We start from the raw sequence: 26,323 nt of genomic DNA on the forward strand, positions 1-26,323 counted from the left end.
TGAATTCGGGGCGATTCAGTTTGGTTCGAAAAGCACATGACTGAATACAGTAGAGTTTACCCACTACACAAGCTTTCGCATATTTTGTTTTTACTGAGCACTGGAAATCTAGCACAGGCAATACAGAAGTCAGAAGAGATACAAATAACGGAGCAAAGTGCAACGTCATTTAACCTATATGTACGTGCTGGGCTAAGGTGGTATAGCGAAGACAAAGAAGGCACTATTGAATTATTAAAGCAGCGCTACTTACTGGCACCAGATGACAATCACTATGCCCTATATCATGGGCCTATATCAAACCCAACAATACAGCGCCGCAAAGCGCCTATTTGAAAAACATTTCAAAGCAGTGAGCGCATTGAATCTAAAAGTTAACGAGCATATTGGTGTTTACTTGCTATATGCGATGATTCTAAAGAAGGTGGAAAAGAGGAATAAAGTACAGGAAATCAGAGCACTTATAACTGATTATTTAAATGGACAGGCAAAACTAGATATCCGTTATCAGCCCTTTTGGTATTCCCTTAATGAAGAGCCAGAAAAATTGACTACGTCAATATTTAAGTTATTGGATAGTGGATGGCTGCCCGATGCCAATGACAACATATTTGCTGTAGAAATGTATAGCGGCCTGATTAACGAAACGGCATTGCGCAATAAGTGGTTGCAACAGTTGCGGGCTGCTCAAGCGAGTTTGGATTAACTTGCTTCTATCACGCATTTTATCAATTTGCGTTTGGCTCGACCGTAATATGTATCAGTACTGGACTTACTGACCGGATAATAGCTCTAGACTACCTGTTGGGGTGTAACTGTCCCAGTTTTATACAGCTCGATAGTCGATGAAGATAGCCCATTGGAGTTTAGTCTCATTGTGCATCGTGAGATCGTTCATATTTATCAATCTCTATCCACTGATGTGTAAATTTATGAATCTGTTGAAGTAACCAAACAGATATAAATCTAATACTTCTTTACGATAGCTGCGATTAAACTGTGCTAAACGCCATTCTTATATGAACTTTGAGGTTTAGTAACCTTTAGTTTTTCACAGTTCGAAGGCCAAATTACTACTGGATAGTTGAGCTATCTATTTTTGATTACCTTTAAAGACTGAAAAGCCCCCATTATTGTAAGCTTAACAGTCTTTTTCAATGCAAATAATTACGACTTAGCCTGTCTGAGCATAGGGTAAATAGCAGGAGAGTCACCTGCAGAAACTTCCCCTAGAACTTTAAATCCAAAACTCTCATAAAAGCTAATATTTCTTGCATTAGTGGATTCAAGGTAAGCTATTTGTTTCTCAGAGTCTATTTTTGATATTGTATGGAGCATCAATTCAGTTCCTAGCCCCTGATTCTGAAGGTTTGGTAAAACGCCTATTACAGGTAGGTACCAACATTCCCCGGGATGGTAAGCCTCAAATTGTTCAAATATGCTAAAAAGAGCATCGCGAGTTTCTTTAGATTGAACGGTATTGGAAATAGCATCAATGATCGCATGTTCATTAAGTTCCACGTTAGGTTTAACCCATGCTGAAACCGCGTTAAGAGAATCATCAGTATAGAAACTACCATTGTCGTAGCTTTTTTGGTAAAAGCCCTAGCAAATACTGGGTAAGCTTCCAGTCGAGCACTTTCAGTAGGGTACATCCAACTCCATACTGGGTCAGCCATAAATGCTTCTGTAATGGTGTTGATAGCTTGAGAAAATTCGTTTTCACTTTTGAGTGTTTTTATGTTCATTTAGATATTTTCCATATTCTATGATCAATGTCTTTTGACTGAAGGGTTTTAGTATGAGTCGGTAATAAAGCTTCCCAGGCTCTGCTAACTTTTAAGTAACGCTCATAATATGCCTTACATTCATCAAAATTTGATTCTATAAGCTGAGTTATAATATCTTTGTTTGCGTCAACTCTATAGTTGGCGACATCCAGCTTTTTATTTTTGTCCTCAAATAGCTCATGAATTGTATAATCTGCCGGGTAATTCGTTGAGTATATCGGGGCCCAAACTATTGGGCCAAAGCTGTTTGCAAGTAACAAGTTTCCAGTATTAAAGTTAACTCGGATTGAATGACCAACTATACAATCAGAGCTATCATCTAATTCATTTTGCCAAGTCTGTAAGTTTAAGACGACATTTTTCCCACTAATATTGAGAACATGGTTCAAATGATTATCGCCTAAATTAGTAGATGATATAACGCTTATATCATCTAAACCAACTAACTTCTCAATAATGTCTAGGGTTGAGAAAAGGGTTCTTGAATTAGCGCTTACTTCGATTAGTTGAACTTCTGAATATTTAGAAATGTTTTCAAAGCTTGCAATAAATTTTTTTATAGGAACCGTACTAGTGAAATGTGTATTTAATAAAAAAGGAATTTTATGTTTATTTGATAGCGAGATTATTGATTCTAAATTATGGGTTTTTATTGGATGCTCTAATATAAAAGGTACTTTTGAATCAAATAAAGCTTTTGATAGCTTAGTATTAACATCATCGTTAGTAGCTAAAATGGCCAAATTACTTTCTGATATCGCTTCTTCGAAATTTTTGTAAAGAGGTATTGAAAACTTTTTTGAAACTTGCTGCGACTTTTGGCTTCCTCTAGTAAATAAGTTGACAACTTTGCAGTTTTCTATATTACAAGTTGCGGGGATGTAAGTTTCCCCATAATTGCTACCACATAGTGTTATTAATGTCTCATTTTTCATTATAAATATAACTCCAAAGGGTTTAATTCGCCTTCTTTGTGTGCATATTCTAGCCATCCCATATTCAACGGAGTTTGATATAATCGCTTGGTTCTATATCTAGGCCAAAAGTGACATAGTCCGGGAGTAATGACCTTGACAGTTTTAAGTGGAAGATGCTTCCTAGAGTAATCAAGTACGCAAGTTTCTACACCAATTTTAGCCAAACATTCGACAACCAAATTAATTGCTTCTTTAATATTGTTGCCAGAGTAGCTTAGTTTTTTATTAGCACGTCGATTTGCATGGGGTTGCAAATAGGGGAGGTAGCGTATTTTGTTGAAATCAAAAGGGCCAGTTACTTTGTCTTTAATGGTAACAAGTTGATACAACTCAGTTATGGCACGTGTGGCAGCAATTGCCGTATCAAAGTGAGCTCCAAATCCAAGACTAATTTCATGCGTATATTTATTCTGTGCCACTGCGACTACTGTACATATAGTAGTATCGTTGGTAACGTCTAGGAGCCAATAGTTCCACTCTTCGCCCAATGCATTATCAACTAAATGTCGAGTTTCTGGAGACAATATGGACTGGCTAATGCCAGGCACTGCAACTTGGTTGTACCACCATATAGATACAGCATCACGCTCAACTACTTCAAAAAGGCCTTGTAAAATCGCTTCTTCAATAGAAGAGCCACAGGCATTACCATTGTGGCAGTACATAGAATATTTGTCATTTTCAAACGGTGTATTACCAAAACAAAATGTGGTTGGCATGTAAACGAATTCAGACTTTGTAAGTGACCATACTTTAGTCCAATTTATTTTGTCATTTTTATCGTAAGGTTTAACCCACTGTGGTGCAGTTTTACTAGGCCCATCCGCTAATGCAAACTCTTCCATTTGTATGTCGCTAAACTCGCATAAGTCAGCTGGTAAATAATATCTTAGATCAAGTTCCGATGTTGAACTCAAATAAATTTTTTCGTTGTTATAAAATTGACCTGCTTTGCGTTCAAATGCTTCACCAATTGCACTACATTTTGATTGTAGCTGTCCGCTTCCTTTTCCAAGTGAAAGTTCAACAAAGGAATCCTCATTTGGCAGTTGCTTCCCATTATAATTAAGGTAATACGCAGATCTATAGATTTTTAAATCTTCATTTTGTGAAATTTCTTCGAGCTCAGAGATAAATCCCGTAATTGGATTTACAAAAGGCATTACCCTATCTAATGTTTCGTTTCTAGATATTGAACGGTAACCTCCATCTGTATTATCTACAAAATATATATCTGAGAGAATTACCTTCCGAGGGGAGAGCTTTTCACCATGCTTGGAGCACAAGAAGTTTAAGTTAACATCGAGAAGTTCAATAGTTGGTTCACTATACCTATTTAAGTATAAATTCCGACTTTCTGAAAAATAACTATCTATAATTTTAAAAATAGCACTGTTTTCATAGGTTGGGATTTTGATATCAGTGCCAATTTTTGTTCTCAACCAGTTAATTACTGGGGTTGAATTATTTAATGAGTGAGTAAAGCACTCGTAACATGCGGAGCCTCGCTCATTCTTAAAATAAGGTGAAATAAAACATTTGGAGCCGTAGGGAACAATTATTGAAAAGCCTTGACCTTTCTCTTCAAGGTGACGAACAATTCTCTTAACATCAGAGGATTGTACGTCAGTGGCGATAATAAATCTCCAATTTGGGTCAGGGTTTAGAACACTTACTTTGTTGGCAATTTCATTCTGAAATGAACAGTCCTTTTTCAAGTAAAACTCTGACGTCCCTATTTTTTTGTTAATAAAGTCGTCAGTTATTAATTGGTAGTCTAAGTGGTTTTCTCCTAGTAAACCTTTTTCTTCAAGTTCTTCTAATGTTCTTATTTTTTGTATTTGAGAATCAAAATCATTGTCTAACATTGCAAACTCTGCGGGAGTATGCTTTTTTAAAATTGCTTCATTTACATTAATGAATGCATCTGAATCAATACTAAAATATTCATCACTAGAAACGAAAATTGCGCCAAAGTTTTCGATTTTATATATCGAAAACTTTGGATTCCAGTTCATTATATTCATATGTTAAAGGTTTATGAACAAGAGAATGGATAAGCAGGGCCTGTCGCATTATACCTAGCTAGCGCCATTGTGACACTGCTGATGTCTTTTTGATCAGGTGTATGGGGGACTTCAATTGTTGTCAAGTTTAGTATTGACATGTTGTTATCATATACAGAGCTTAAATCGTCAAGCTTATATGTATCAACATCTGGTGATAATAGCCTAATATTAAATACCCAAGGACATTCGTAATCAAAATGCTGCATAAAAATTGCTTTTAGTTCGTTATCATACTTTAGATTGAAAGCATGTAGTTCAGCAACTTTCTCATGAGATACAAACGACGATAAGATATAATTTAGCTCATGAATGCTCGATACCGAATCCAATCCACAAAGAAGAGAAGTTTCATTTTTCATTCTTTGTGCATAGTCAAGTTTCATACGAAGATCTTCATTATCCCATAAAGCTGAAATTACTTTCATTAATACGGCACCGAAACTTAAAAAAGTATCCTGAGACAGGCCTAAATCATAGTCATTTCCTGCAGGAGCTGTGCCTAAATTGTGCTCAGGAAAAGGTTTAAGTGTAGTATCGTTAAACTTAGTGAGGTAATCATTTTTTAGAAACTTGATTTGAAATTTATCATTAGGAACAATCTGAGTTGATGGTTTACTGTTTAAGTGGTTAATATTATGTGTAATTCTTTTTGAAACAGCATCACTCGTCTTCCCGAAAAAACTTGGAAAGTTTTGGTAATATTGGGTTAGAATTGCGGCCTTATCAAGTTCGTAGTCAAATGTATTATAACCTGCTCTTTGTCTAGAAAGGACTTTTTTATTTATATTTGATGGAATTGATATGTATAGAGCCTCAGTATTAGGTTTAGTCCATTGATTGTCCCCGTAATAGTTCCATCTTGCGGTTGGTTTGATTATTTGAATTCCAAAATTAGAAAAAGAAGTATATTCTCCAAAAATGCAAAAGAAATAACGTTGTATGTTAAATGGTTCTAATGACTCTAGAAAGCCGCGTAGCTCTCCTAGTTGTTTAAGCTCGCTAACTAATAGCTTAAAACCTTCAACGTTCAATGTTGATAAGTCATCATTGAACTGCCGAAGCAATTGAGCTGTTTTTGAAGTAATAATTTTGTGTGTCGTGTCTCTAATATCTTTTTTTAGTGGAGCACTTAGATCGAAATTATCAATGGCTTCGATAAACGTATCGTGAGAAATGCAATTAGTTTTCTCGACAGCACTAACTAAATCTATTACTTGTTTTTTATCCAAAACGTTTTGAGTCTTGTAAGAGCTAAATATAGAAACGATGTTGGCAGGTGTTAGCGAGCTAGAAGATACTTTAAATTTTATATAAATATTTGATGAGTCAACTGTTTTTTCGGTAACAATTTTATTTGCATCACTGCGCCATACTTCAGATACTAAACGCATATACAAAAACCTAAGTTTAACTAGTTCTTGCTCTAGTGTATAATTTGATTGTTTGAATTCATAACTCTCTGTTTTCATTTTTATCCTTTTTGTATTTCAGTATTTCAGTATTTCGGTATTTCGGTAAGAACTTTTTATTGATTACTTATCCTTTTTTGGTGCTTTGTGATGAATCTATAAGCTGTTTATGTTACTTAGATATATGATTTAATGTGTGGTTTTATAGGTGCGGTGTGAAGGGGTATAATTAATTTAATTATTGTAGATTCTGTCTTAGAGTAAGTAAAGAGCTTTTTTATCTCTGGAGGTCCTTGTTGTTCAGCTCTAAATAGCTTTGATTACATCGCGATTTCAACTGTTTCTTTGATATTTAGACATAGCTAGCCCATCCATTCTATTGAGCATCGTTTCAGTATGTTCAACAGAATTGATAATTCACTAATTCTTCACCCATTAACAGCTTATAAGCCATTGCGGTTCCTGCTATTGCTCGTTGGCGGTTGCCCACACAATTTTTCTACTTACTGATGTTTAATATGCTTTGTTAAAGCGATTGCGCTGTTGTAAGCATGTCCATATTCTCACAATTGTGCGTTATACCATTTTATTGAAGCCGTGATGCTTAGAAGCTAAAAAAGTGGAGAGCTGTATTTTGTCAGATGCTGAATCTTTAACGAATCTAGTACGGTTTTTAGCTCAGCTGGTGGCGCGGTTTAGGTTGTAAAAGCGCGAATAAAAAGCTTGAATGAGATTTAACTGCTAAGACAATGTGTTTATTAATATGAATGTAAGGCAACTGCGCAAAACGAGTGCCTTAAAGCGTTTAGATGTATAGACCTTGTTGGTTAATTGTATTTTCATTTAATTGCTCGTCTCGTAAGCCTAATTTAACTGGCGTATCAAACAATCTCGGATTACCTAGCTGAGGCCAGATATGGCAAAGTCCAGGTACAAACACTTTCGCTGTTTTGATAGGAATAGGCTCTTGTGAATAATCTAACGCTAGCGTTTCCATGCCTAGGCTTTTAAGTTGTTCAACCACTGCTAGAATATCTAACTTTAGGTCTCCGCTTGGCTCCAATTTAGGGCAAATAGCGCTAGCATTGCTATTAGGTATCAAAAAGTCTTCTTTCTCAATTGCATCAAAGTCGAAAGGTGCACCATTTTGATCTCTAATAGGAATAAGCTGACATAATTCTGTTAGTGCTCTTTGAGCAGCCAGTTCCGGCTTTAAATGACAGCCAAAACCGAATACCCAGCCTGCAGTGACTTTATGCCTACCAATGGCAGCCATAACTGGAATACTGGTATCAGTTGTGAGGTCTAAAACCCAATACTCGTGATCAACGCAGAGAGTTTGGTGAAGAGGGCTGAAGTACTTAGGGTCTAATCTACTCAGGTCAAAACTGGGGCGCTGTAATCGGTTATACCACCATATTGCCGCTGCATCGCGCTCAATTAGTTCAAATAGGCCTTGCATAATGGCTTCTTCTAAATTGTTGCCCGCAGCGCATCCATTAGACTGCCATTTGCCATATTTCTCTTCTCTGTAAGGGGTATTGGCAAAGCATATAACACTCGGGACGTAAATTTGCTCTTTGTGGGTAAGTGACCAAACACCTTGCCAGTGTATGTGGTCATTTAGATAGGCTGAGCAGGCTTGTTTACGACGTGCATCAGTATGAGTTTGGTCAGCAAAATTCGAATACTGCTCTTTACTGTATGGGCTTAATTCTTGAAATGAATAAAACCTTTTATCCAGCTCACTAGGCGTACAGTAAGTTGTACTAATCTGGTTTGTAAACTGTGCGTTTTTACGTTCAATCGTTTCGCACAATGCACTTGCTAATGATTGCTCTTTGCTCACCCCTTTTCCAAGGCAAATTTGCACGAAACTATTATGGTCGAGATCAATTTCATCAATAAAATAAGGTGATTTAAAAAAAGCAGCTTTAAATATTTTAATAGGTGAAGCTGAGGTATCTAGTTCCTCAAAATATGCGATTGGCCCAATCAATTGGCTTATATAAGGGCTTAAGTTGTTGATGGTTTCTTGGGCATTTAAGGTACGTGAGCCACCGTCTAAATCATGGCTAATTTTTTTTGCATGGAGGATGATTTCATTCGAGCTATTGGAAGCTGTGCGTTTAATAGGGTATGACGCAAAGTGCTTGGTTGTTTTTTGGCTACTAAAGTCAATTTCTATTAGGTATTTTTCTCTTCTTTGAGATTCGTCATTAATGCATCCAATCAACGTTTCAAGGGTATTGCAGCACATCTCCAGATTAAATTGAGAACAAACTGGGCGCTCAATTGGTGTGCGTAACGATTTCTCTAGTGAATTTAAAACAGGCTTGTTGGCTTTCAAATGCGCTAAGAGTCCATCTAGTTCGTCGATATTATTTAATAAAGGGCTCAAAGTAAGTTTATTTACACCTAAGGAAACTATTTGAAATTTTGACTCTTCCCCAATGCTCATTGTAACCGATTGTTTAAATGAGCTATTTAGCAAATCATGAGTAAAAAATGTGGGAATACAAACCTTGTCAATGAATTTGGACAACTCTTGAAGTAGAGGTGAATTATTTGGCAAGTAGCTCCAAACGTTCTTACCATGCAAGGTGGTAGTGCACTCGATTTTTTGTGTTACCGAGGCACTGTCTTCAATTTGAAGAAACTCTCCTCGGTTGATTAGGCTATTACAAAGGCGAGTAAATTGCATGGCTTGAAGTTTGTTGTCTGCTTTATCAGTAATTTCTTCAATGGTCCTTTTGCCATTGATTAAATAGAACAGCGGAAAAGCAACTCGGCAAAAAAAGTACTCTTGATCTGCACCTATCGCTATGACGTTTTTATTATCCAGTTGATAAATATTATAGTGGCTTAGCCACTGAACTATTTTTTTGTTCATGAAATTTAATTTATATTGCTTTTAAAATTAAAGAATTGTTCTGCGTTTTTGTATAGAAGCTGTTGTTGCTGTTCATACGTTAATGATTGCAAGAGCTTACTGTTGACTGGGTTTGATTCGTGGTGATCAGGATGCGGAAAGTCAGTACCATACAGCAACTTATCAGCGCCAACTAATGAGATCACATCGTTAATAGATGGCTCATCTAGTTCAACACCGACCCAACAGTTTCTTTTAAAATATTCTGAAGGAAGCATTTTCATGCTTTGATTTGTAATGTTTTTGAATTCTTGCGCACACAAATTGTCTAGTCTAAATAATAAGTTTGGTAGCCACGAGCAACCTGCTTCTAAAAAGGCGATTTTTAATTTGGGGTTGGATGCTAATATTCCTGAGCCAACAAGTGAAATAAAGGCTTTTTGTGCCTCAAAAGCATGAGAGCAAGCATGCAAAGAAAAATGATCTGTGTAGCGTTCAGTACCGCATGTATTTAGATGCGCGTGCGTTCCTCCATGGAAAGAAACAGGAAGGTCATTGGCGGCGCAGGCATGCCAAAACGCTTTATAGTCATCATGATGTATGGCTTTTCCAGCAATAACCTCCGGTCTAATGGTCACGGAACGAAAGCCCTGTGAAAGCGCTAGCTCTACTTGCTCTACGAGCGTTGTTGAGTCTGCTCGGCTTATTTTGGCTACTGGATCAAGTTGGTTTGATGCATCTTGACAGTAGTCTAATATCCAGCGGTTATATGCTTTTGCAAATTCAACAGAGATATGATTCGGTACGTTTTCATTATTTATGATAAATGTTGCAAATGTAGGGAATAGGCTAGCTGAAGTCACTTGTTCTGACTGCATTGCTTCTAACTGGCCTTCAGCGTTTTTTGCTAAATTTCTATTAGATTGGCTTCTTCCTGATTTATATGCACTTTCAACTTGATGCGATAAGTCCCAATTGCTCAGGGCTGGCTTTCCATTGACATAATAGGCTGGTGGAAGTGGTACAGCCGCACGCGCCCCAAATTTGTCCATTCTATCTTTCGCTTTTTTTTCATCATCATGAACTAGCTCTACAGGGCACTGTTCGAAAACAGACTTTGTTAGATAGTTTTTCCATAGTGAAGGGCATTCAGTTACGTGTCTATCAGAATCATGTACTTTTTGTGTCATTATTATTTTCCGTCGAAAATTGTGGGACAAAGAGCAGGGTTGTTCAAAATGTCGCCATACCCATAATGGGGTGCTTCATGATTGAATTCAGCCTCATCAGTAAGTAACCCAAAAGAGAGTGCTGCCCGGTCTTGGTTACTTTCGTTGGTACTGCTAAAGTGCAGTGTATGCATATCATGTATAGCAAACTGACCAGCCTCTAGCTTGATGCTGGTTTCGTCCCAGGTGTCTGAGCAAAACATTTGTATTCGGGATCTTTGCTGGTCTAGGTTTTGAAAATCGCCTCCAGTAAATGCCAGATTACGTTGCCACTTATGAGAGCCGTTAACATAATTGATAGTGCCGTTATGGCTATCAACAGAGTGAAGTGGTATCCAAGCTATTAGCATGCCTTTGGTAAAATAAGGTACATGCTGAGAATCTCTATGAATACCGACATTCCCTCCAAGAGAGCTTCCTGCGGGTTTATAAAATAGCTGAGAGCCCCATACTTTTATCGTGTCTGAACCAGACACCTCGGCAGCAAGCTTTCCGACTTCAGAACTTTTAACGAGCTCTGTAATCGTGTGGTTTGCAATATGAATTTGCGTAATACGTTGCAATCGGCTTGGTAGGTTTTGATCAATGCTTGTCCAGGGTGGTACACCAGTTCTGTACTTACCTAATCGTACTTCTTCAACAGCGGTGCGCGCGGATTCGATTAAATCTGAAGGTATGGCATCCAAAGAAGAACAGACAAAGCCTTTATTCTTGAAGTTTTCAATATTTTTCATGCAGGTAGAAGCCCACAAATTGTGGGCTTCACTCCATTTGGATTAGTTACTCGTAAATGGTTCGTTTGCGCGAACACCAATTAAGTCTGCAAGTGCTGTTGGCAGAAGATCTGCTTTCGGTGCTTGTGGTATTTCAATGTGCAAAGTGGAAGAGTAGTCGGTAATGTTCCATACTGAGAGGCCATCTTCTTGGCTACGCGGTGGCTTATCGGCAACTGAGAACTTCAATGTAATGCCGTTAGATACTTGATAATCTAAATCATAAAGAGCCGCTTTATGTTCCAAGATATTAGTTGGAACTTCAGTACTAGTAATAATCTGCTCTCTCCAGTTAAAGGCGACTAACTTACCAATAAAGATAGCGAAGTCATAGTCACCATTGATACCGGCAACGCCACCTCTTGGGCTAACTCTTGGTTTGAGACCTCCTTCTCTAAAGCTCAGCACGCCGTTTGAAAAAGTCGTAACGGCATTGCTGAACGGGTTACTTTGAGCACTCATTTTCTGAACAGCTTGGTCTGCTGCTTGCGTAGATGCGGCTGCCACTGTGCTGTTTTGTTCTTGATTGACTGGTAAAGTCACACCTTCATAGAAATTCTCTCCAAATGGGAAGAATAATCCAAGTTTTAAGTATTCACATAGAGAGGTTAGCTGCTCTGTGCTTTGAACATTGCCATCACCTGTGATGAAAGGTGGGAGCTTGATGTCAACTTCAATGTTAAACCCTTGCCAACCTTGTGATAACTCAAAGCTTGGCTCATTTTTTTGCTCGAAAGTAAATTTTGGAACAACATTAACGAATCTTACGTTTTTATGGTTGGCACTTTCTGCTAAAAATGCAATCTTGTTGTCGATAATTTCTACATTGCTGACGCCTACTGAGTGTAATAATTTAAAAAATAGCAGTGTATTTAATTCTTCTTCGCTTTTTGCTTTCAATGCATCAGTTGGCTCTTGTAGTCCTGATTCGGAGTTTAGTTGCTGAATTGCTTCAAGTATTACTTCTTCAGGGCTGCCTTTGCAATCTGTGGTTATGGACCAGTACTTTGCCACGGCTTCAATATATGCCGCATCCCAGTTTGGTCTATTGATGATGTTCCAGTTATTTCCGCTCATTTCTTGTCCTTCAATATATGTTAGTTAATTAGGGAAAGCTTGGTTGCTTGTTCATAAAAAATCTCGCATCTTGTTCTGTACTGAAACGCTTTGATGTTTCAAGATGCGCTATGCGTTTTAGCGGGTCTGATTCGAGCTTTGCGAGTGTTAAATATAGAAAAGGAAGGGCTGATATAAGGCCAATTCTTTCTGATTTAGCGATGTTGTCAATCACGCGCTGTGTGGCTTTTTCTCTGTCTCTTTTTTCAAGGTACAGGTCCGAGATAAACGGGACGTAGTAAGGTGATGCAAAATCTTGTTCGTTACTTATAAATACAAAGGAGCGTTCAGCATCATCGAGATCATTATGGGCACAGTGGTATAAAACGTCGACGAAGTGCTCATGCCAAACTCGCAAGTTTAATTCGTCTCTTAGGGTGTAGAAGTCCTGCGTACACTGTTTTATTAGCTCTTTATCATTTGTGAAATAGCCAAATAAACCGATAAATAGATAAGCAAAGGCGATGGATGAGTGGTGCTGTCTCTGCTTAGCAATTTCAAGAGATTTAAAGGCAGACTCTTTGGCCTGTTTAACTTTACCCAAGTGCATAAGCGTATTTGATTGGAGCGCTAATGTTTGCGCTTCGATCTCTATGCCAAATTCATCAGCAAAGGTGATGTCACTTTCAGGGCAGAACAAGAGTAATGCTCTTTGATATGCATCGAGTGCTAAAACCGCATCGCCATCGAACATGTATGCTTGCCCTAAGTGGCTTAATACAAGCATTTCCATTTGCCTAGACTGTTCCGTTACACTCTTATCAAGTAACTGCTCGCCGAGCGCTCTAGCTTTGGCTCGTTCACTGCGGTAATGATAATATAGAAACTCTGCCCACTCAGACTTCCATTCTATTTTTTTTATGATGTCATGCTTGACAGGCGTTTCATCAATATACTTTTGGCACAAAGACAACGACTTTGACATCATGTCCTGAACCTTATCGGAGCCATATCCAAAAATTGAGAGGTATGGAGAAAAAGCTAAATCGGCAATTTTAATTGCGTTGAGAGCCGCAGGAAGAGACGCACTTTTGTGTCCCCAAGTTAATCCAAGTTCAGTATATATCTCTACCTCAGAATATTGCTTATTACTGATCACACTTGTTAGTTTTTGACTGAGTAGCAAGGTTGCATTTTCGAAGTCATTTGCATAAGAATAATGTAGCGCTACGTTATATGGGTCAAATCTACGTAGACTTTCCATGCTTTTAGCGACTCGATAATGGTAGTCAGCTAATTTTTTATTATCAATGCTTTCGTAAGCTGCATCTCTCACCAATGCGTGCTTAAATATATAGCTGTCAGTATTTACACGTCTTTGCTGTATAACTAAGTCGTTCGTAATGAGTTCATTTAAATCATTTTGAATCTGGTTTTCGCTCAAATTTGAAGACTTTACCAATAATTCATATTCAAACTCTCTACCTATAGTTGCTGCAAGTTGTGCAGTTTCTTTGGCATGATTTAAAGAATCAAGCTTTTGCTGTAATGACTCCCTTAAGCTACTTGGCACAAGATCTAAACTATCAGGGGCTACAAATTGTACTTTACCTTCTTGCAGCTTGACGAGCTTCTTCTGCTTTAGCATACCAACTAACTCTTCGATGAATAGTGGGATACCATCTGTTCGATCAATTAATACCTGTAAAACATTATGAGATATTTCAGCATGATCAAAAAGTTTAGAAATAAAAGCTTTTGTATCCAGTGAAGACAGTTTTTCAACCTTGATCATCTGATATTTTGAGATATCAAATGTACTAGGGATCTCGTTTCTAGAAGTGCTGATTAAAATATTGTTTGACTTAAGTTTTTGTGTGAAGAAATCTATAAAGGCTAATGTTGTATCATCTGCCCAGTGGATATCTTCAATAACGTATAATTTTAAATCACAAATACTGTGCAGTGGTGATAGAAGCAACGTAGCTAACGTATCAAATAGAATCGATTTTTGTGTATCAGAGGCTAATACAGAAGGTTGTAGCTCATTATCTAACTCAATGTTTAGCCAAACGAGAAGTATTGGTAAAGCTTGCTCTGCGTTGATGTTGTTGGCTTGGTCAGTAAGTATGTTAGAAAAAAAAGCAATCGCTTCTTTAGGCCCTAACTGGTTGGTATTGAAGGCATATTTAATTAGAGTAAGGATTGGGTAGAGTGCACTGTTTTTATGTTCTGGTAGACATTGTGCTACTAGATGTTGGTATTTAGCAGCATTTGAGCGAAACTCTTGCAATAATCTTGATTTACCAATACCAGCCTCACCGTATATAAGCGCAGCTTTTTTTCGTGCTACAGTGTCATCAAGAAGCTTTAAAGTTAGTCCGAGTTCTTTTTCTCTGCCGATTAGCTGATGGTTACTACGAGTGCCTCTCATAAATCCAAATGCTTCGACTTGTCGCTCACCTTTTAAATAGAAAACTTGTTCAGGTTGGCGTGATTGACCAAGCTTGAGCTGAACAAAGTATTCAAACTCGCTGTAAGGTTCTAAAATTGCTCGCGCTTCTGAACTACAAAGTATTTGTTTCTCTTTCGCGGTTCTTGCTAAGGTCATTGCTGCGTTAGCGACATGTCCTTCTGGTGTCGCATTTGCGTAGGTAACGAACACGCCGGTATGTAAGCCTAAATGCACATTTAATATTGCACCATGCGCATCTTTCATAAGGGCATTACGTTTACTTATTTCACTAATGATTTCTAAAGCACTGCGTGCACTCAACCGAGTGTCATTTTCGGTTGCTGTGGGGTGACCAAAATAAAATAAAGAAGTATCAGCAACACTGCCGACATGAAATGCTCCAAACCTGACTGCAATATCAATACAATGGTTGCGCTGTGATTTAAAAAGTGTGTCAATGACATCTAAATCATGTTCGCGTTGATCAGTAAACGTTGTACTAAAGCGTAATGCTAACGCGGTGATCTGCTTACGCTCAGTTAGAGAGGTATAGCTAAATGAATGAGCGAGCTGGTTTTCACCATCAGTTCGCATTACTAACGTTTCATCATCTGCCAATGCTTGAGGGTTATCTGCAAGTATACCAACCAAGTTAGAAACATTAATTGCTTTAAGCTCATTAAACGCTTCCTCTCCAGTGATCACACGCTCTACGGCACTTTTATTTAACACTCGACGCAACAGTCCGGAAAGAGGGTGACCCAGTAATGCGCTAGGCATTGGAATATGCGCATCACTCAATTGTTTGTGATAAATAGAGGCAACACTAGTTCCATTCATTGCAGGCGTACCAGTAAGGCACTCTAAATAAACAAGGCCCCATACATAAAGGTCTGTTTTCGTTGTGGCAGGCTCGCCTCGCAATTGCTCAGGCGCGCTATACGAAGGCGTGCCGAGAGTTTCTTGAGTTAAAGTGAGCGTCCTAAAGTCAGATTGGCGACTATCATGGGTGAGCGTGCCGATACCAAAGTCTAATATTTTTGCATGCAGCTTAGCGCCAGTTTTACTGAGCATGATATTGGCAGGTTTAATATCTCGGTGAACAATGCCTTTACTATGCGCATGGATTAGCGCATCCAATACTTGAGACATAATATCTGTTGCCTCAGGCGCACTAAAGGGGCCTTCAATTAAGAGATGCTCACGCAATGAACGTCCTTCTACAAATTCAAACACGCCATATAGTAAATCTTCATCGATCTGCCCTTGATTTAATAACCTAACGATATTGGGATGTTGCAATTGGCTGCTTAGTGATGTTTCACGCTTGAATCGTTCAATGTATCTTTGTTTTTTTTGCTCTTCACAATGAGGTTCTATAGCGAGGAATTTAATAGCGACAATCTGCCCTGTGCTATTTTGCTTGGCTTTAAATACTTTACCGAAGCCACCTTCACCAATCTTATTTTGCAACTCGTAATTGGAAGACTCAAAGCGTTCGTAGATGTATGAATCAGAAAATTGAGTTAATGACATAGTGGTAATTAGCTTCTCTAAATTAGCGTGCATTTATTGTTTGCGATAATAAATGAACAATTATGTAACACCCGTTTAGTAAACCTAAACTCTATAATTATAACTGTTTGTAACGCTAAAACTAGTATTTTTGATATTTGGTATAATATAGCGTTTAATTGTTAAGTTAATCGATTTTTTCAAACTGATTTGATGCTTTTTTGATGTTAATTAATTTTGTTATTTGCAATTATATTTCTCGACATGCGAGATTTGATACTACTTTATTAAATGTAATTAGTAAATGCTGATGTAATGCGCTGTAATGTCTTTGTTTGAATTTTGAACGGTTTGATCAAAGGTTGAAGCAACCCTTAAGTGCTGGGAGCCAAATAGTATGATTGGCTGGACTTTCGGTTAAACTTATGGTGTTGTTCTACTTAACTTTGTGCTGGGGGATGTGCTGTGTGTAGCCGTTTGAGAGCATTGGAGAGTGAGCTAAAGTAGGCTGCTTTGAGTACGAATATTATTTCACTGTCAAAGTAGAGTATGCTTATTGTTCTGTTTATCGAAAGTATTGTGTGTGTTTAAATAAATACGAACATTAACTGGTTTTTTTATATTCTTCTGGGTTTATTGTTTTTATAAGTGGTATAATTTGGGCCTTCTTTAATATACCTATGCCGTTTGTTTTTTCATCGGTGATTGGTTATGCTATCGCCTTGAGCAGCACACTCATGTCTGTTACTCCTGCTTCTTTCATTGCTTCTTTAACACTTTTGATCATGTCGAAATATTGATTTTGAAGTTGAATGAAGTGCTGGTTTTTTTGGTCGTACATTGCTTTTTCAGTTTCATTGTTATGGTCAATTTTAGCATTGAGCTGAACAACTTCTTGTTTAAGCACATCTAATTCTTCCTTCATTTCCTCTAAGCGTTCCAACATACGACGGATATGTTCTGGTAAGTCTCCATACTTGTCTTCTTGCTTCTCCTTTGCTTCGCGGCCAGAAAGCTTCTCTTTTTCTTCTTCTGAGAGCTTATGCGTGCCTTCTAATTCTGACGTTTTCTCCGCATGTTTAGAGGTCGAATCCTTATTTTCTACACTTTCTCCATCAATAGCGTTTGATTGCTCCCTTTCTTTTGCTTTCGTCATGATGTCTGTTTTTAACATATGGCCATAAGCAACGCTCATTTCATGTAGTAAGTTCATTCAAAATCCCTGATATAACAATTCTTAAAAGATAGACGAGCAAAATCTCCCAAAATATATATCGGCCTAAGAGTGAGATACTTTAGGGGTAATCTTAATTATTTTATAAGTTAGGCATGATTTAATGGTTTGAATACAACTATATATTCAAATGGAGTCTAAATGATGACACTTGTAGCTGATAACCAATTAAAATGCAGGGGAGTGTGCTATCAACAGGCACGGTGCACATCAAGTTTGAGGTAAGTGGGTTAGCATGTAGCGTGCTTTTTAAGCTCGCTACATGCATGAAGGACCTAGAACGTCCAAGCTAGATGGATTTGAGGGACAGATTCGTTGGTATCCGTTCCTAGTTTATTGCGCCAATACTGCCACTCAACTCCTAAATACAACTGCTTTTCAGCCATATTTAAAGCATGACCTAAATCCCAGCGAATGATTGGTTGAGCTAGGAGCCAACCTTTAACATCGCTACCGGCTTCACTTTCGCGCTTTGCAATGTATTCAACATGCCCTGTGACTTCGAACTTTTGATTGCCGATAGTAAAAGGGTAACCCCAAGCTACATCAATCATCCAACTATTCGTTTGAGCTGGTGCGCCACCTTTTGCTAAACCTTCACTGTCGTCAATATATGCCGTAAAGAGTGTCGAAAGAAATGAAAAACCTTCAACATTCCAAGCAACTTTAACACCTGGTAGGTACTTCATGACTTTAGAGTCGCCGGCCATGTTGAAGCCTGCAACAATACCCACATCTTTTATTAAGCTATTGTCAAACTGCATATTGCCAAGTTTACTCAAGCTAAATGTTGAATACCATTCTCCATAAAAGTCTCTGTCTTGGTAATCATCATTTAAATCATCAACGAGATAGTCAATGAAGAAGAAATTGTCACCATAGGTATAACCAGAGGTATGCTGCAGAGAGTACACAGTTGTATTGGACTCAGCTCGGCTAAATGGGTTTTTAAAGTCACCATTGTTGATATGAAGTTGAGTGTTGCTCCAGTCTGCCGCGAAAGTCGTTGAAGATAGCAGCGCAAGAGAGAGAGTCAGACATAACTTTTTATTCATTAATTAATTCTTCAAAGTGTAGGAACTTTGTAATTATATATTAATTCATTAGGTTATGTGAATTTTGCAAAGGGTAAATAAGGCGCCCAAAAACTGGGCGCGATTAAGGTCAGGCGTGATTACGACGTAAAACGATTACCGTTACAGCCGTAATTGCTAAAATAAAGCAGTAAAATGATGACATTGAAACTTCAAAAGGGTTAATACCAAACGTGGTACCAAGCAATAGTGCTTGTGCACCGTATGGCAGTGAACCCTGCATAACACAGGCAAATATATCAAGTAAACTGGCTGAGCGTTTTGGCGATATATCGCTATCTTCAGCTAGCTTTTTAGCGACAGGGCCGGCAACAATAATACTTACCGTGTTATTTGCGATACACATGTTGCTGGTCAAAACCAATGCCGCAATACCCAGTTGGTCAGCGACTTTAGTATTGAGTTTGCCGAGTGCTGCTGTTAGTTTGTGTATCTTTTTAGCGATGTACTCAAGGCCGCCATTAACTCTGATGAATTCAGAAAGGCCACCGATGAACATAGATAACAAGAAGATCTCCTGCATATCAGTAAAGCCTTTGTATACATCTTTTACAAAAGCTGCACCTTCATAATCACCTGCAAAGCCGACAGCTGCGGCGAATATAATGCCGCTAAATAGCACTGCGAAGACATTTAGCCCCATGACGGCCAATACCAGAATGAAGATGTAAGGAAGTACAAGTAACCAGTCAAATGGCTTGGTTTCAACAGCCTGAGGTTCAGGTGTTAAAAAGACTAAAAGAAGCACAGTTAGAAAGGCCGCTGGCAGAGCTATCTTCAAATTTTCTTTGAACTTATCTTTCATTTCGCAGCCTTGGGTACGTGTAGCTGCAATTGTCGTGTCAGAGATGATAGACAGGTTGTCACCGAACATTGCACCAGAGACAATTGTGCCTGCCATCAACGCTGGATCTATACCCGTTTTAACAGAAACTGCATATGCAATGGGGCCGATAGCACCGATAGTACCCATTGAAGTACCCATCGCAGTAGATACGACTGCGGCAATCAAAAACAATCCGGGTAGTAAAAATGAGGGCGGTATAAGTGACAAACCTGCGTTTACCACAGCGTCCACGCCTCCAGTTGCACCTGCGACTGCTGAAAATGCACCTGCTAATAAGTAAATCAAGCACATAGTAATGATGTTACTGTGCCCAGCGCCTTTGATAAAGGTTTCTACACTTTGATTAATAGATGTTTTGTTTAGCCAAAACGCTAAAACAATAGCCGGCAAAATAGCGACTGGAGCAGGTAGCTGATAAAAAGCGTAATCAACACCTTGCGAATGTAAGTAAAGCCCCGCGCCCAAAAATAGCGCAACAAATGTAAGTAAAGGTAGCAAAGATAACTTTGCACGTGAGTTGTCAAAAGATGGCTGCATAGCACTCCCCAAAAACCATTATCTACTTAATACGACCTGTGCAAGTAGATACAACCACAGCCAACAGGGTCATTATTAGCTGTATTTAAACTTCAACGCCCGCAATAATTTAAATCGGCGAATGTGGAAGTTTAAATGTTTAGACGTCTAAAGTCCAATGGTGTTTATTATAATTATTCTATAACTGACTATGGCATAGAGATGGGCTAAACTCTAGGCCTGACATGGCTTGAGTAAAACACTTTAAATATTGTAACTTAATGATTTTGCTCACTAGCGTCGTGAAGTAACTGCATTGTCATTACATGTCACACAAGCGTTTGGGCTATGTTTGACGCGCGTTATAACGCCAAATTTAGAATGATGTTGAAAACTAGGAATGAGAAAATAATGACAAAAATAGGTGTGTTTGGAGCCAACGGCAGAATGGGCCAAGCTTTAATAGAAGCGGTAGAAATAGAAAAAGAAGCACAGTTGGCTGCTGCATTTGTAAGATCAAGCTCGCCTTTTTTAGGTACCCCTGTAAAAGCGTTACAACCTGCTCATTCGTCAGAGCTAGGGTTTTCAGATGACGAAGGTGATGTAAATCACGCGGAAGTATTAATTGATTTCACACTACCACAAGGCATGCTGACACACTTACAAAGTGCAATTGAAAACAAAATACCTATGGTGATTGGTACAACCGGTTTAACAGAAACTGAAATGGACCAATTAAGGGAAGCTGCAAAGATGATTCCAATTGTATTTGCTCGTAATTTTAGTGTTGGTGTGAACTTGCTTTTAAACCTTGTTCAAACAGCTGCGACAAAACTTGCAGATGAAATGGATATTGAAATCTTTGAGGCGCATCACCGCAACAAAATCGACGCGCCGTCAGGTACGGCTTTAGCTATTGGCGAAGCAATTGCAGAAGCAAAAGGCTGGGACCATGATGAAGTTGCACGATACGACCGTTGTAATGTGCATGAAGCGAAAAGTCAAGATGAAATTGGCTATTCAGTCCTCCGAGCAGGTGATATAGTTGGTGAACACACCGCTTACTTCGCAACCATGGGAGAAAGACTTGAATTAACCCATAAAGCGGCTTCGAGACTCACGTTTGCATCAGGGGCTGTAAGGGCTGCGCAATGGTTGAAAAATAAGCCAGTGGGACTTTATGACATGCAAGATGTACTAGGATTGAAGTAGTTTGTTTATTTTTTTGGCGGTTTCACAAAGAAAATACATTTAAGGGCTTATTTTTAAATTTTTTCAATGAATAGTTAGACGAATATCAGAAAGTGCTATAGACTATAACGAATTTGCCAAAAATTTAATATCTGCGTGTTACCAAGCGCTTTGTAGACGGGAAAAAAGTGTGTTTGCTTATCCCGTTTTTTTATATCTATGGAGGTTAACTTGACTAAATCCGCTCTGTTAGTCCTTGAAGACGGTACGGTGTTTCGCGGTACTGCCATCGGCGCCGACGGTATATCTGTTGGTGAGGTAGTATTCAATACGTCTATGACAGGATATCAAGAAATCTTGACAGATCCGTCTTATGCGGAACAAATTGTCACCTTAACTTACCCGCACATCGGAAACACTGGTACAAACAGTGAAGACGAAGAAGCGGACAAAATCTGGGCGAAAGGCCTAGTGATTCGTGACTTACCATTACTAGCAAGTAATTTCCGTAACGAACAATCGTTAAGTGATTATTTAAAGGAACGTAATATTTTAGGGATAGCGGATATCGATACGCGTAAATTGACGCGTATCCTACGTGATAAGGGGGCTCAAAACGGATGTATCATCGCAGGTGATGACATCGATGAGCAAAAGGCGCTTGAGGCGGCTAAGGCATTTCCTGGCCTAAAAGGAATGGATTTAGCGAAAGTTGTTACAACAGAATCTTCTTTCCAGTGGAATGACGGTAGCTGGACATTGGGCGAAGGCTTTAAAACGCTAAAGCAGGGTGAAGAGCAATTCCATGTTGTTGCATATGATTTTGGTGTAAAGAAAAATATCTTACGTATGCTAGTTGACCGTGGTTGTAAGCTAACGGTAGTGCCTGCAGAAACCTCCGCTGCAGAAGTACTGGCGTTAAACCCAGATGGCATCTTCCTTTCAAATGGACCTGGTGACCCAGAGCCATGTACTTATGCGATTGATGCAATCACGTCTTTCCTTGAAACAGATACTCCAATTTTCGGTATTTGTCTTGGTCACCAATTACTGGCATTGGCGTCAGGTGCTAAAACAGTAAAAATGAAATTTGGCCACCATGGTGGTAACCACCCAGTTAAAGACCTTGACCGCGATGTCGTGATGATTACTGCGCAAAACCATGGTTTCGCAGCAGATGAAGAGAGCCTGCCTGATAACCTTAGAGCTACTCATAAATCACTATTTGACGGTACGTTACAGGGTATTCACCGCACTGATAAGCCTGCTTTCAGTTTCCAAGGTCACCCTGAAGCAAGCCCTGGTCCTCACGACGCAGCACCGTTGTTCGACCACTTCATTGAATTAATGCAAGCACGCAAAGCCTAATTTATTACTGGAGTAACAATGCCAAAACGTACCGACATAAAAAGCATTCTAATCTTGGGCGCAGGCCCAATTGTTATCGGCCAAGCATGTGAATTTGACTACTCTGGTGCTCAGGCCTGTAAAGCGCTTAGAGAAGAAGGCTATCGAGTAATTCTTGTAAACTCGAACCCTGCAACAATTATGACAGATCCTGAAATGGCTGATGCGACGTACATCGAGCCAATTCACTGGGAAGTTGTTGAAAAGATCATTGAAAAAGAAAAGCCAGATGCAGTTTTACCTACTATGGGTGGCCAGACTGCGCTTAACTGTGCGCTAGACTTAGACAAGCACGGTGTGCTTGCTAAGCACGATGTTGAATTGATTGGCGCAACGGCTGATGCAATTGACAAAGCAGAAAACCGTGAGCGTTTCGACATTGCGATGAAGAACATTGGCCTTGAGTGTCCTCGTGCAGAGATCGCACACTCAATGGATGAAGCGAAAGACGTACTAACACGTATCGGCTTCCCGTGTATCATCCGTCCTTCTTTCACAATGGGTGGTACCGGTGGTGGTGTTGCTTATAACATGGAAGAGTTCGAAGAGATCTGTACTCGTGGCTTAGACCTTTCACCTACAAGCGAGCTTCTAATCGATGAAAGCTTATTAGGTTGGAAAGAGTACGAGATGGAAGTTGTACGTGACAAAAACGACAACTGTATCATCGTATGTTCTATCGAGAACTTTGACCCAATGGGGGTTCACACTGGTGACTCAATCACGGTTGCACCTGCGCAAACACTGACTGATAAAGAATATCAGTTAATGCGTAACGCTTCGATGGCGGTATTACGTGAGATAGGTGTAGAAACAGGTGGTTCAAACGTACAGTTTGGTGTGAATCCAAAAGATGGACGCATGGTTATCATCGAGATGAACCCACGTGTATCTCGTTCATCTGCACTTGCATCAAAAGCTACTGGCTTCCCAATCGCGAAAATCGCAGCAAAATTAGCTGTAGGTTACACGCTTGATGAGCTTCAAAACGACATCACTGGCGGCGCGACACCTGCATCATTCGAGCCTTCAATTGACTACGTAGTGACTAAGATCCCTCGTTTCAATTTTGAAAAATTCGCAGGTGCAAATGACCGTCTAACGACACAAATGAAGTCTGTTGGTGAGGTTATGGCTATCGGTCGTAACCAGCAAGAGTCTCTTCATAAAGCACTTCGTGGTTTAGAAGTGGGCGCAACTGGATTCAATCCGATCGTTGCCCTTGATGACCCTAAAGCAAAAGAAACAATCATCCGTGAACTACGTGAGCCGGGTGCAGAGCGTATTTGGTACATTGCAGATGCAATGCGTCACGGTATGAGCGTTGAAGATGTATTCGATTTAACTAAGGTTGACCGTTGGTACTTAGTACAGATTGAAGACATCATCAAAGATGAAGCGAAGATCGCAGAAGCAGGTCTTGCTGGTATTAATAAAGATTTCTTACGTCGTCTTAAGCGTAAAGGCTTCTCTGATGCCCGTATCGCAGAAATTGCAGGCGTGTCAGAAAAAGAAATCCGCAAGAAGCGTCATCAGTTAGAAATTCTTCCTGTCTACAAGCGTGTTGATACATGTGCGGCAGAGTTTAGCTCAGACACGGCTTATATGTACTCTTCTTATGACGAAGAGTGTGAAGCAGCACCTTCTGAGAAAGACAAAATTATGGTTGTCGGCGGTGGTCCTAACCGTATCGGCCAAGGCATTGAATTCGACTACTGTTGTGTACACGCGGCGCTTGCTATGCGTGAAGATGGCTATGAAACTATCATGGTTAACTGTAACCCTGAAACTGTTTCTACAGACTACGACACATCAGATCGCCTATTCTTTGAGCCAATTACTCTTGAAGATGTACTTGAAATCGTACGCGTTGAAAAGCCTAAAGGCGTTATCGTTCAGTACGGTGGACAAACACCGCTTAAACTTGCACGTGACCTTGAAGCGAATGGTGTGCCAGTGATTGGTACTTCTCCGGACGCTATCGACCGCGCAGAAGACCGTGAGCGTTTCCAACAGCTAGTTGAGCGTTTGGACCTTCTTCAACCAGAAAATGCGACAGTAACGTCACTAGAAGAAGCGGTAGCTAGGTCTCAAGAAATCGGCTTCCCACTGGTTGTTCGTCCTTCATATGTACTTGGTGGTCGTGCGATGGAAATCGTATACGACGAAGACGATTTACGTCGTTATATGACTGAGGCAGTGTCTGTTTCAAATGAAGCGCCAGTCCTTCTTGACCGTTTCCTAGACGATGCAATCGAAGTTGACGTTGATGCTATCTGTGATGGTGAAAATGTCATCATCGGCGGTATCATGGAGCACATCGAGCAGGCGGGAGTCCACTCAGGTGACTCTGCATGTTCACTACCAGCTCACACGTTATCGCAAGACATTCAGAATGTTATGCGTAAGCAAGTACGTGATATGGCATTGGAGCTAGGCGTTGTTGGTTTGATGAATACACAGTTTGCTGTTAAAGATGGCAAGGTGTACCTAATCGAAGTTAACCCACGTGCAGCACGTACAGTACCATTTGTTTCTAAAGCAACAGGTGTTGCGTTAGCGAAGGTAGCTGCGCGTTGTATGGTTGGTCAATCTCTTGAAAGCCAAGGTGTAACGAACGAAGTCATTCCTCCTTATTACAGTGTGAAAGAAGTTGTACTTCCTTTTGCTAAGTTCTTAGGTGTTGACCCGATCCGTGGACCAGAAATGCGCTCAACGGGTGAAGTCATGGGTGTTGGTGAAAACTTCGCCGAAGCATTCGCGAAAGCGCAATTAGGTGCATCAAACGCTTTACCACGCGGCGGTCGCGCGTTACTATCTGTCCGTAATAGCGATAAGTCACGCGTTGTTGAACTAGCCAAGACAATGAAATCTATTGGTTTTGAGCTTGATGCAACAAAAGGCACTGCAATAGCCCTTGAAGAAGCTGGTATTGAAGTACGTCGCGTGAACAAGGTATTCGAAGGTCGTCCGCATATTCTTGACCGTATCAAGAATGGTGAGTACAGCTACATCGTAAATACCACAGAAGGTCGCCAAGCGATTGAAGATTCGAAGGTGTTACGTCGTGGTGCACTTCAGCATAAGACTAACTACACCACCACGCTAAATGCAGCGTTTGCAAACTGTACTGCGCATGCCGCAGATGACAGAAGCTCTGTAAACTCTGTACAAGAACTACACCAGCGATTGAACTAATGGATATAAGCCAAGGCCTTTGGCCTTGGTGGTAAGTGAGAGACTTATGCAATCAATTCCGATGACTGTGCGAGGTGAAGAATTGCTTCGTGATGAACTGAACCATCTGAAAAAAGTGGTCCGCCCCCAAATTGTTGCCGATATCGCCGAAGCGCGTGAACACGGTGATTTGAAAGAGAATGCTGAATATCATGCAGCGCGTGAGCAGCAGGGCTTTTGTGAAGGGCGTATTCAAGAAATCGAAGCTAAACTATCGACTTCTCAAGTAATTGACGTCACTAAGATGGCTAACAATGGTAAAGTAATTTTTGGAAGTACAGTAACTATTGTAAACGTAGATACTGACGAAGAAGTAACTTACAAAATTGTTGGTGATGACGAAGCAGATATAAAAAACAACTTAATTTCTGTGAACTCACCAATTGCTCGTGGCCTAGTTGGCAAAGAGCTAGATGATTCAGTTAACATTCAAACTCCTAACGGTACTGTTGAATACGAAATCATCGAAGTTGAATATATCTAATTTGTCTAACCTATAGACCAAAAGCCCGACGGTAACATGTTGGGCTTTTTTATTTCTATCCATTTATATTATTTATTATCAAATTACCTCCGTTTATTTAGCTTTGTCTTAGCCTTATTTAACGTAATTACGCTGATTAAATGAATTATACCAATTTCATTAAATTTC

General features: G+C 39.6%; 18 protein-coding genes. 6 read left to right on the top strand and 12 right to left on the bottom strand.

Going from position 1 to position 26,323, the window contains the following annotated elements:
- Window positions 1-36 precede the first annotated feature (36 nt).
- Both N482_RS23580 and N482_RS23585 read left to right on the top strand, forming a co-directional pair.
- Entirely contained in the window at window positions 37-336 is a 300-nt protein-coding gene (locus tag N482_RS23580; RefSeq protein WP_063379373.1) for a hypothetical protein, read from the top strand.
- Between the two features lie 25 nt (window positions 337-361).
- Window positions 362-706: a hypothetical protein gene (locus tag N482_RS23585; RefSeq protein WP_155730696.1), complete on the top strand. Its 345-nt coding sequence runs from the start codon at window positions 362-364 to the stop codon at window positions 704-706.
- 461 nt (window positions 707-1,167) lie between these two features.
- On the opposite strand, the gene N482_RS24610 is transcribed toward N482_RS23585, so the two are convergent.
- From N482_RS24610 to N482_RS23645, 12 genes are all read right to left on the bottom strand, one after another.
- Window positions 1,168-1,521: a GNAT family N-acetyltransferase gene (locus tag N482_RS24610; RefSeq protein ID WP_081228226.1), complete on the bottom strand. Its 354-nt coding sequence runs from the start codon at window positions 1,519-1,521 to the stop codon at window positions 1,168-1,170.
- 223 nt (window positions 1,522-1,744) lie between these two features.
- Window positions 1,745-2,725, bottom strand: coding sequence for a Gfo/Idh/MocA family oxidoreductase (locus N482_RS23595; protein WP_063379376.1), 981 nt, complete (start codon window positions 2,723-2,725; stop codon window positions 1,745-1,747).
- The gene (locus N482_RS23600) at window positions 2,725-4,785 is read right to left on the bottom strand and encodes a YcaO-like family protein (protein ID WP_063379377.1); all 2,061 of its coding nucleotides are present in this window, start codon (window positions 4,783-4,785) and stop codon (window positions 2,725-2,727) included. The genes N482_RS23595 and N482_RS23600 overlap by 1 nt, the downstream gene beginning before the upstream one ends.
- Window positions 4,786-4,805: 20 nt before the next feature.
- Window positions 4,806-6,305, bottom strand: coding sequence for a hypothetical protein (locus N482_RS23605; protein ID WP_063379378.1), 1,500 nt, complete (start codon window positions 6,303-6,305; stop codon window positions 4,806-4,808).
- Window positions 6,306-7,050: 745 nt separating this feature from the next.
- Window positions 7,051-9,138 carry a YcaO-like family protein gene (locus tag N482_RS23610; RefSeq protein ID WP_063379379.1) on the bottom strand — a complete coding sequence of 696 codons (2,088 nt, stop codon included), beginning with the start codon at window positions 9,136-9,138 and terminating at the stop codon, window positions 7,051-7,053.
- A 5-nt stretch (window positions 9,139-9,143) separates the two neighbouring features.
- Window positions 9,144-10,307 carry an amidohydrolase family protein gene (locus tag N482_RS23615; RefSeq protein ID WP_063379380.1) on the bottom strand — a complete coding sequence of 388 codons (1,164 nt, stop codon included), beginning with the start codon at window positions 10,305-10,307 and terminating at the stop codon, window positions 9,144-9,146.
- Window positions 10,308-10,309: 2 nt separating this feature from the next.
- Window positions 10,310-11,080 carry a phytanoyl-CoA dioxygenase family protein gene (locus N482_RS23620; protein WP_063379381.1) on the bottom strand — a complete coding sequence of 257 codons (771 nt, stop codon included), beginning with the start codon at window positions 11,078-11,080 and terminating at the stop codon, window positions 10,310-10,312.
- A gap of 42 nt (window positions 11,081-11,122) precedes the next feature.
- Window positions 11,123-12,196, bottom strand: coding sequence for a hypothetical protein (locus N482_RS23625; protein ID WP_063379382.1), 1,074 nt, complete (start codon window positions 12,194-12,196; stop codon window positions 11,123-11,125).
- Between the two features lie 28 nt (window positions 12,197-12,224).
- Window positions 12,225-16,166 (bottom strand): TOMM system kinase/cyclase fusion protein, encoded by a 3,942-nt coding sequence (locus tag N482_RS23630; protein WP_063379383.1) that lies wholly within the window; start codon window positions 16,164-16,166, stop codon window positions 12,225-12,227.
- Between the two features lie 688 nt (window positions 16,167-16,854).
- On the bottom strand, window positions 16,855-17,358 hold the full coding sequence (locus N482_RS23635; protein WP_063379384.1) for a hypothetical protein: 504 nt from the start codon (window positions 17,356-17,358) through the stop codon (window positions 16,855-16,857).
- Window positions 17,359-17,654: 296 nt separating this feature from the next.
- The gene (locus N482_RS23640) at window positions 17,655-18,434 is read right to left on the bottom strand and encodes a hypothetical protein (protein ID WP_063379385.1); all 780 of its coding nucleotides are present in this window, start codon (window positions 18,432-18,434) and stop codon (window positions 17,655-17,657) included.
- Window positions 18,435-18,543: 109 nt separating this feature from the next.
- Entirely contained in the window at window positions 18,544-19,857 is a 1,314-nt protein-coding gene (locus tag N482_RS23645) for a Na+/H+ antiporter NhaC family protein (RefSeq protein ID WP_063379386.1), read from the bottom strand.
- A 390-nt stretch (window positions 19,858-20,247) separates the two neighbouring features.
- Between N482_RS23645 and dapB the strand changes: the two genes are divergently transcribed.
- The 4 genes from dapB to greA all read left to right on the top strand — a co-directional run bounded on the left by dapB (window position 20,248) and on the right by greA (window position 26,155).
- A complete protein-coding gene (gene dapB / locus N482_RS23650; RefSeq protein ID WP_063379387.1) occupies window positions 20,248-21,048 on the top strand; it encodes a 4-hydroxy-tetrahydrodipicolinate reductase in 801 nt (266 codons plus the stop codon).
- A gap of 210 nt (window positions 21,049-21,258) precedes the next feature.
- Window positions 21,259-22,395, top strand: a complete 1,137-nt coding sequence (carA, locus tag N482_RS23655; RefSeq protein ID WP_063379390.1) for a glutamine-hydrolyzing carbamoyl-phosphate synthase small subunit — start codon at window positions 21,259-21,261, stop codon at window positions 22,393-22,395.
- Window positions 22,396-22,413: 18 nt separating this feature from the next.
- The gene (carB, locus tag N482_RS23660) at window positions 22,414-25,632 is read left to right on the top strand and encodes a carbamoyl-phosphate synthase large subunit (protein WP_063379388.1); all 3,219 of its coding nucleotides are present in this window, start codon (window positions 22,414-22,416) and stop codon (window positions 25,630-25,632) included.
- A 46-nt stretch (window positions 25,633-25,678) separates the two neighbouring features.
- Complete coding sequence (gene greA, locus N482_RS23665; protein ID WP_063379389.1) at window positions 25,679-26,155, top strand: transcription elongation factor GreA; 477 nt, start codon at window positions 25,679-25,681, stop codon at window positions 26,153-26,155.
- Window positions 26,156-26,323 lie beyond the last annotated feature (168 nt).

The sequence above is a fragment of the Pseudoalteromonas luteoviolacea NCIMB 1942 genome (genome assembly GCF_001625595.1).
GTDB lineage: Bacteria > Pseudomonadota > Gammaproteobacteria > Enterobacterales > Alteromonadaceae > Pseudoalteromonas > Pseudoalteromonas luteoviolacea_A.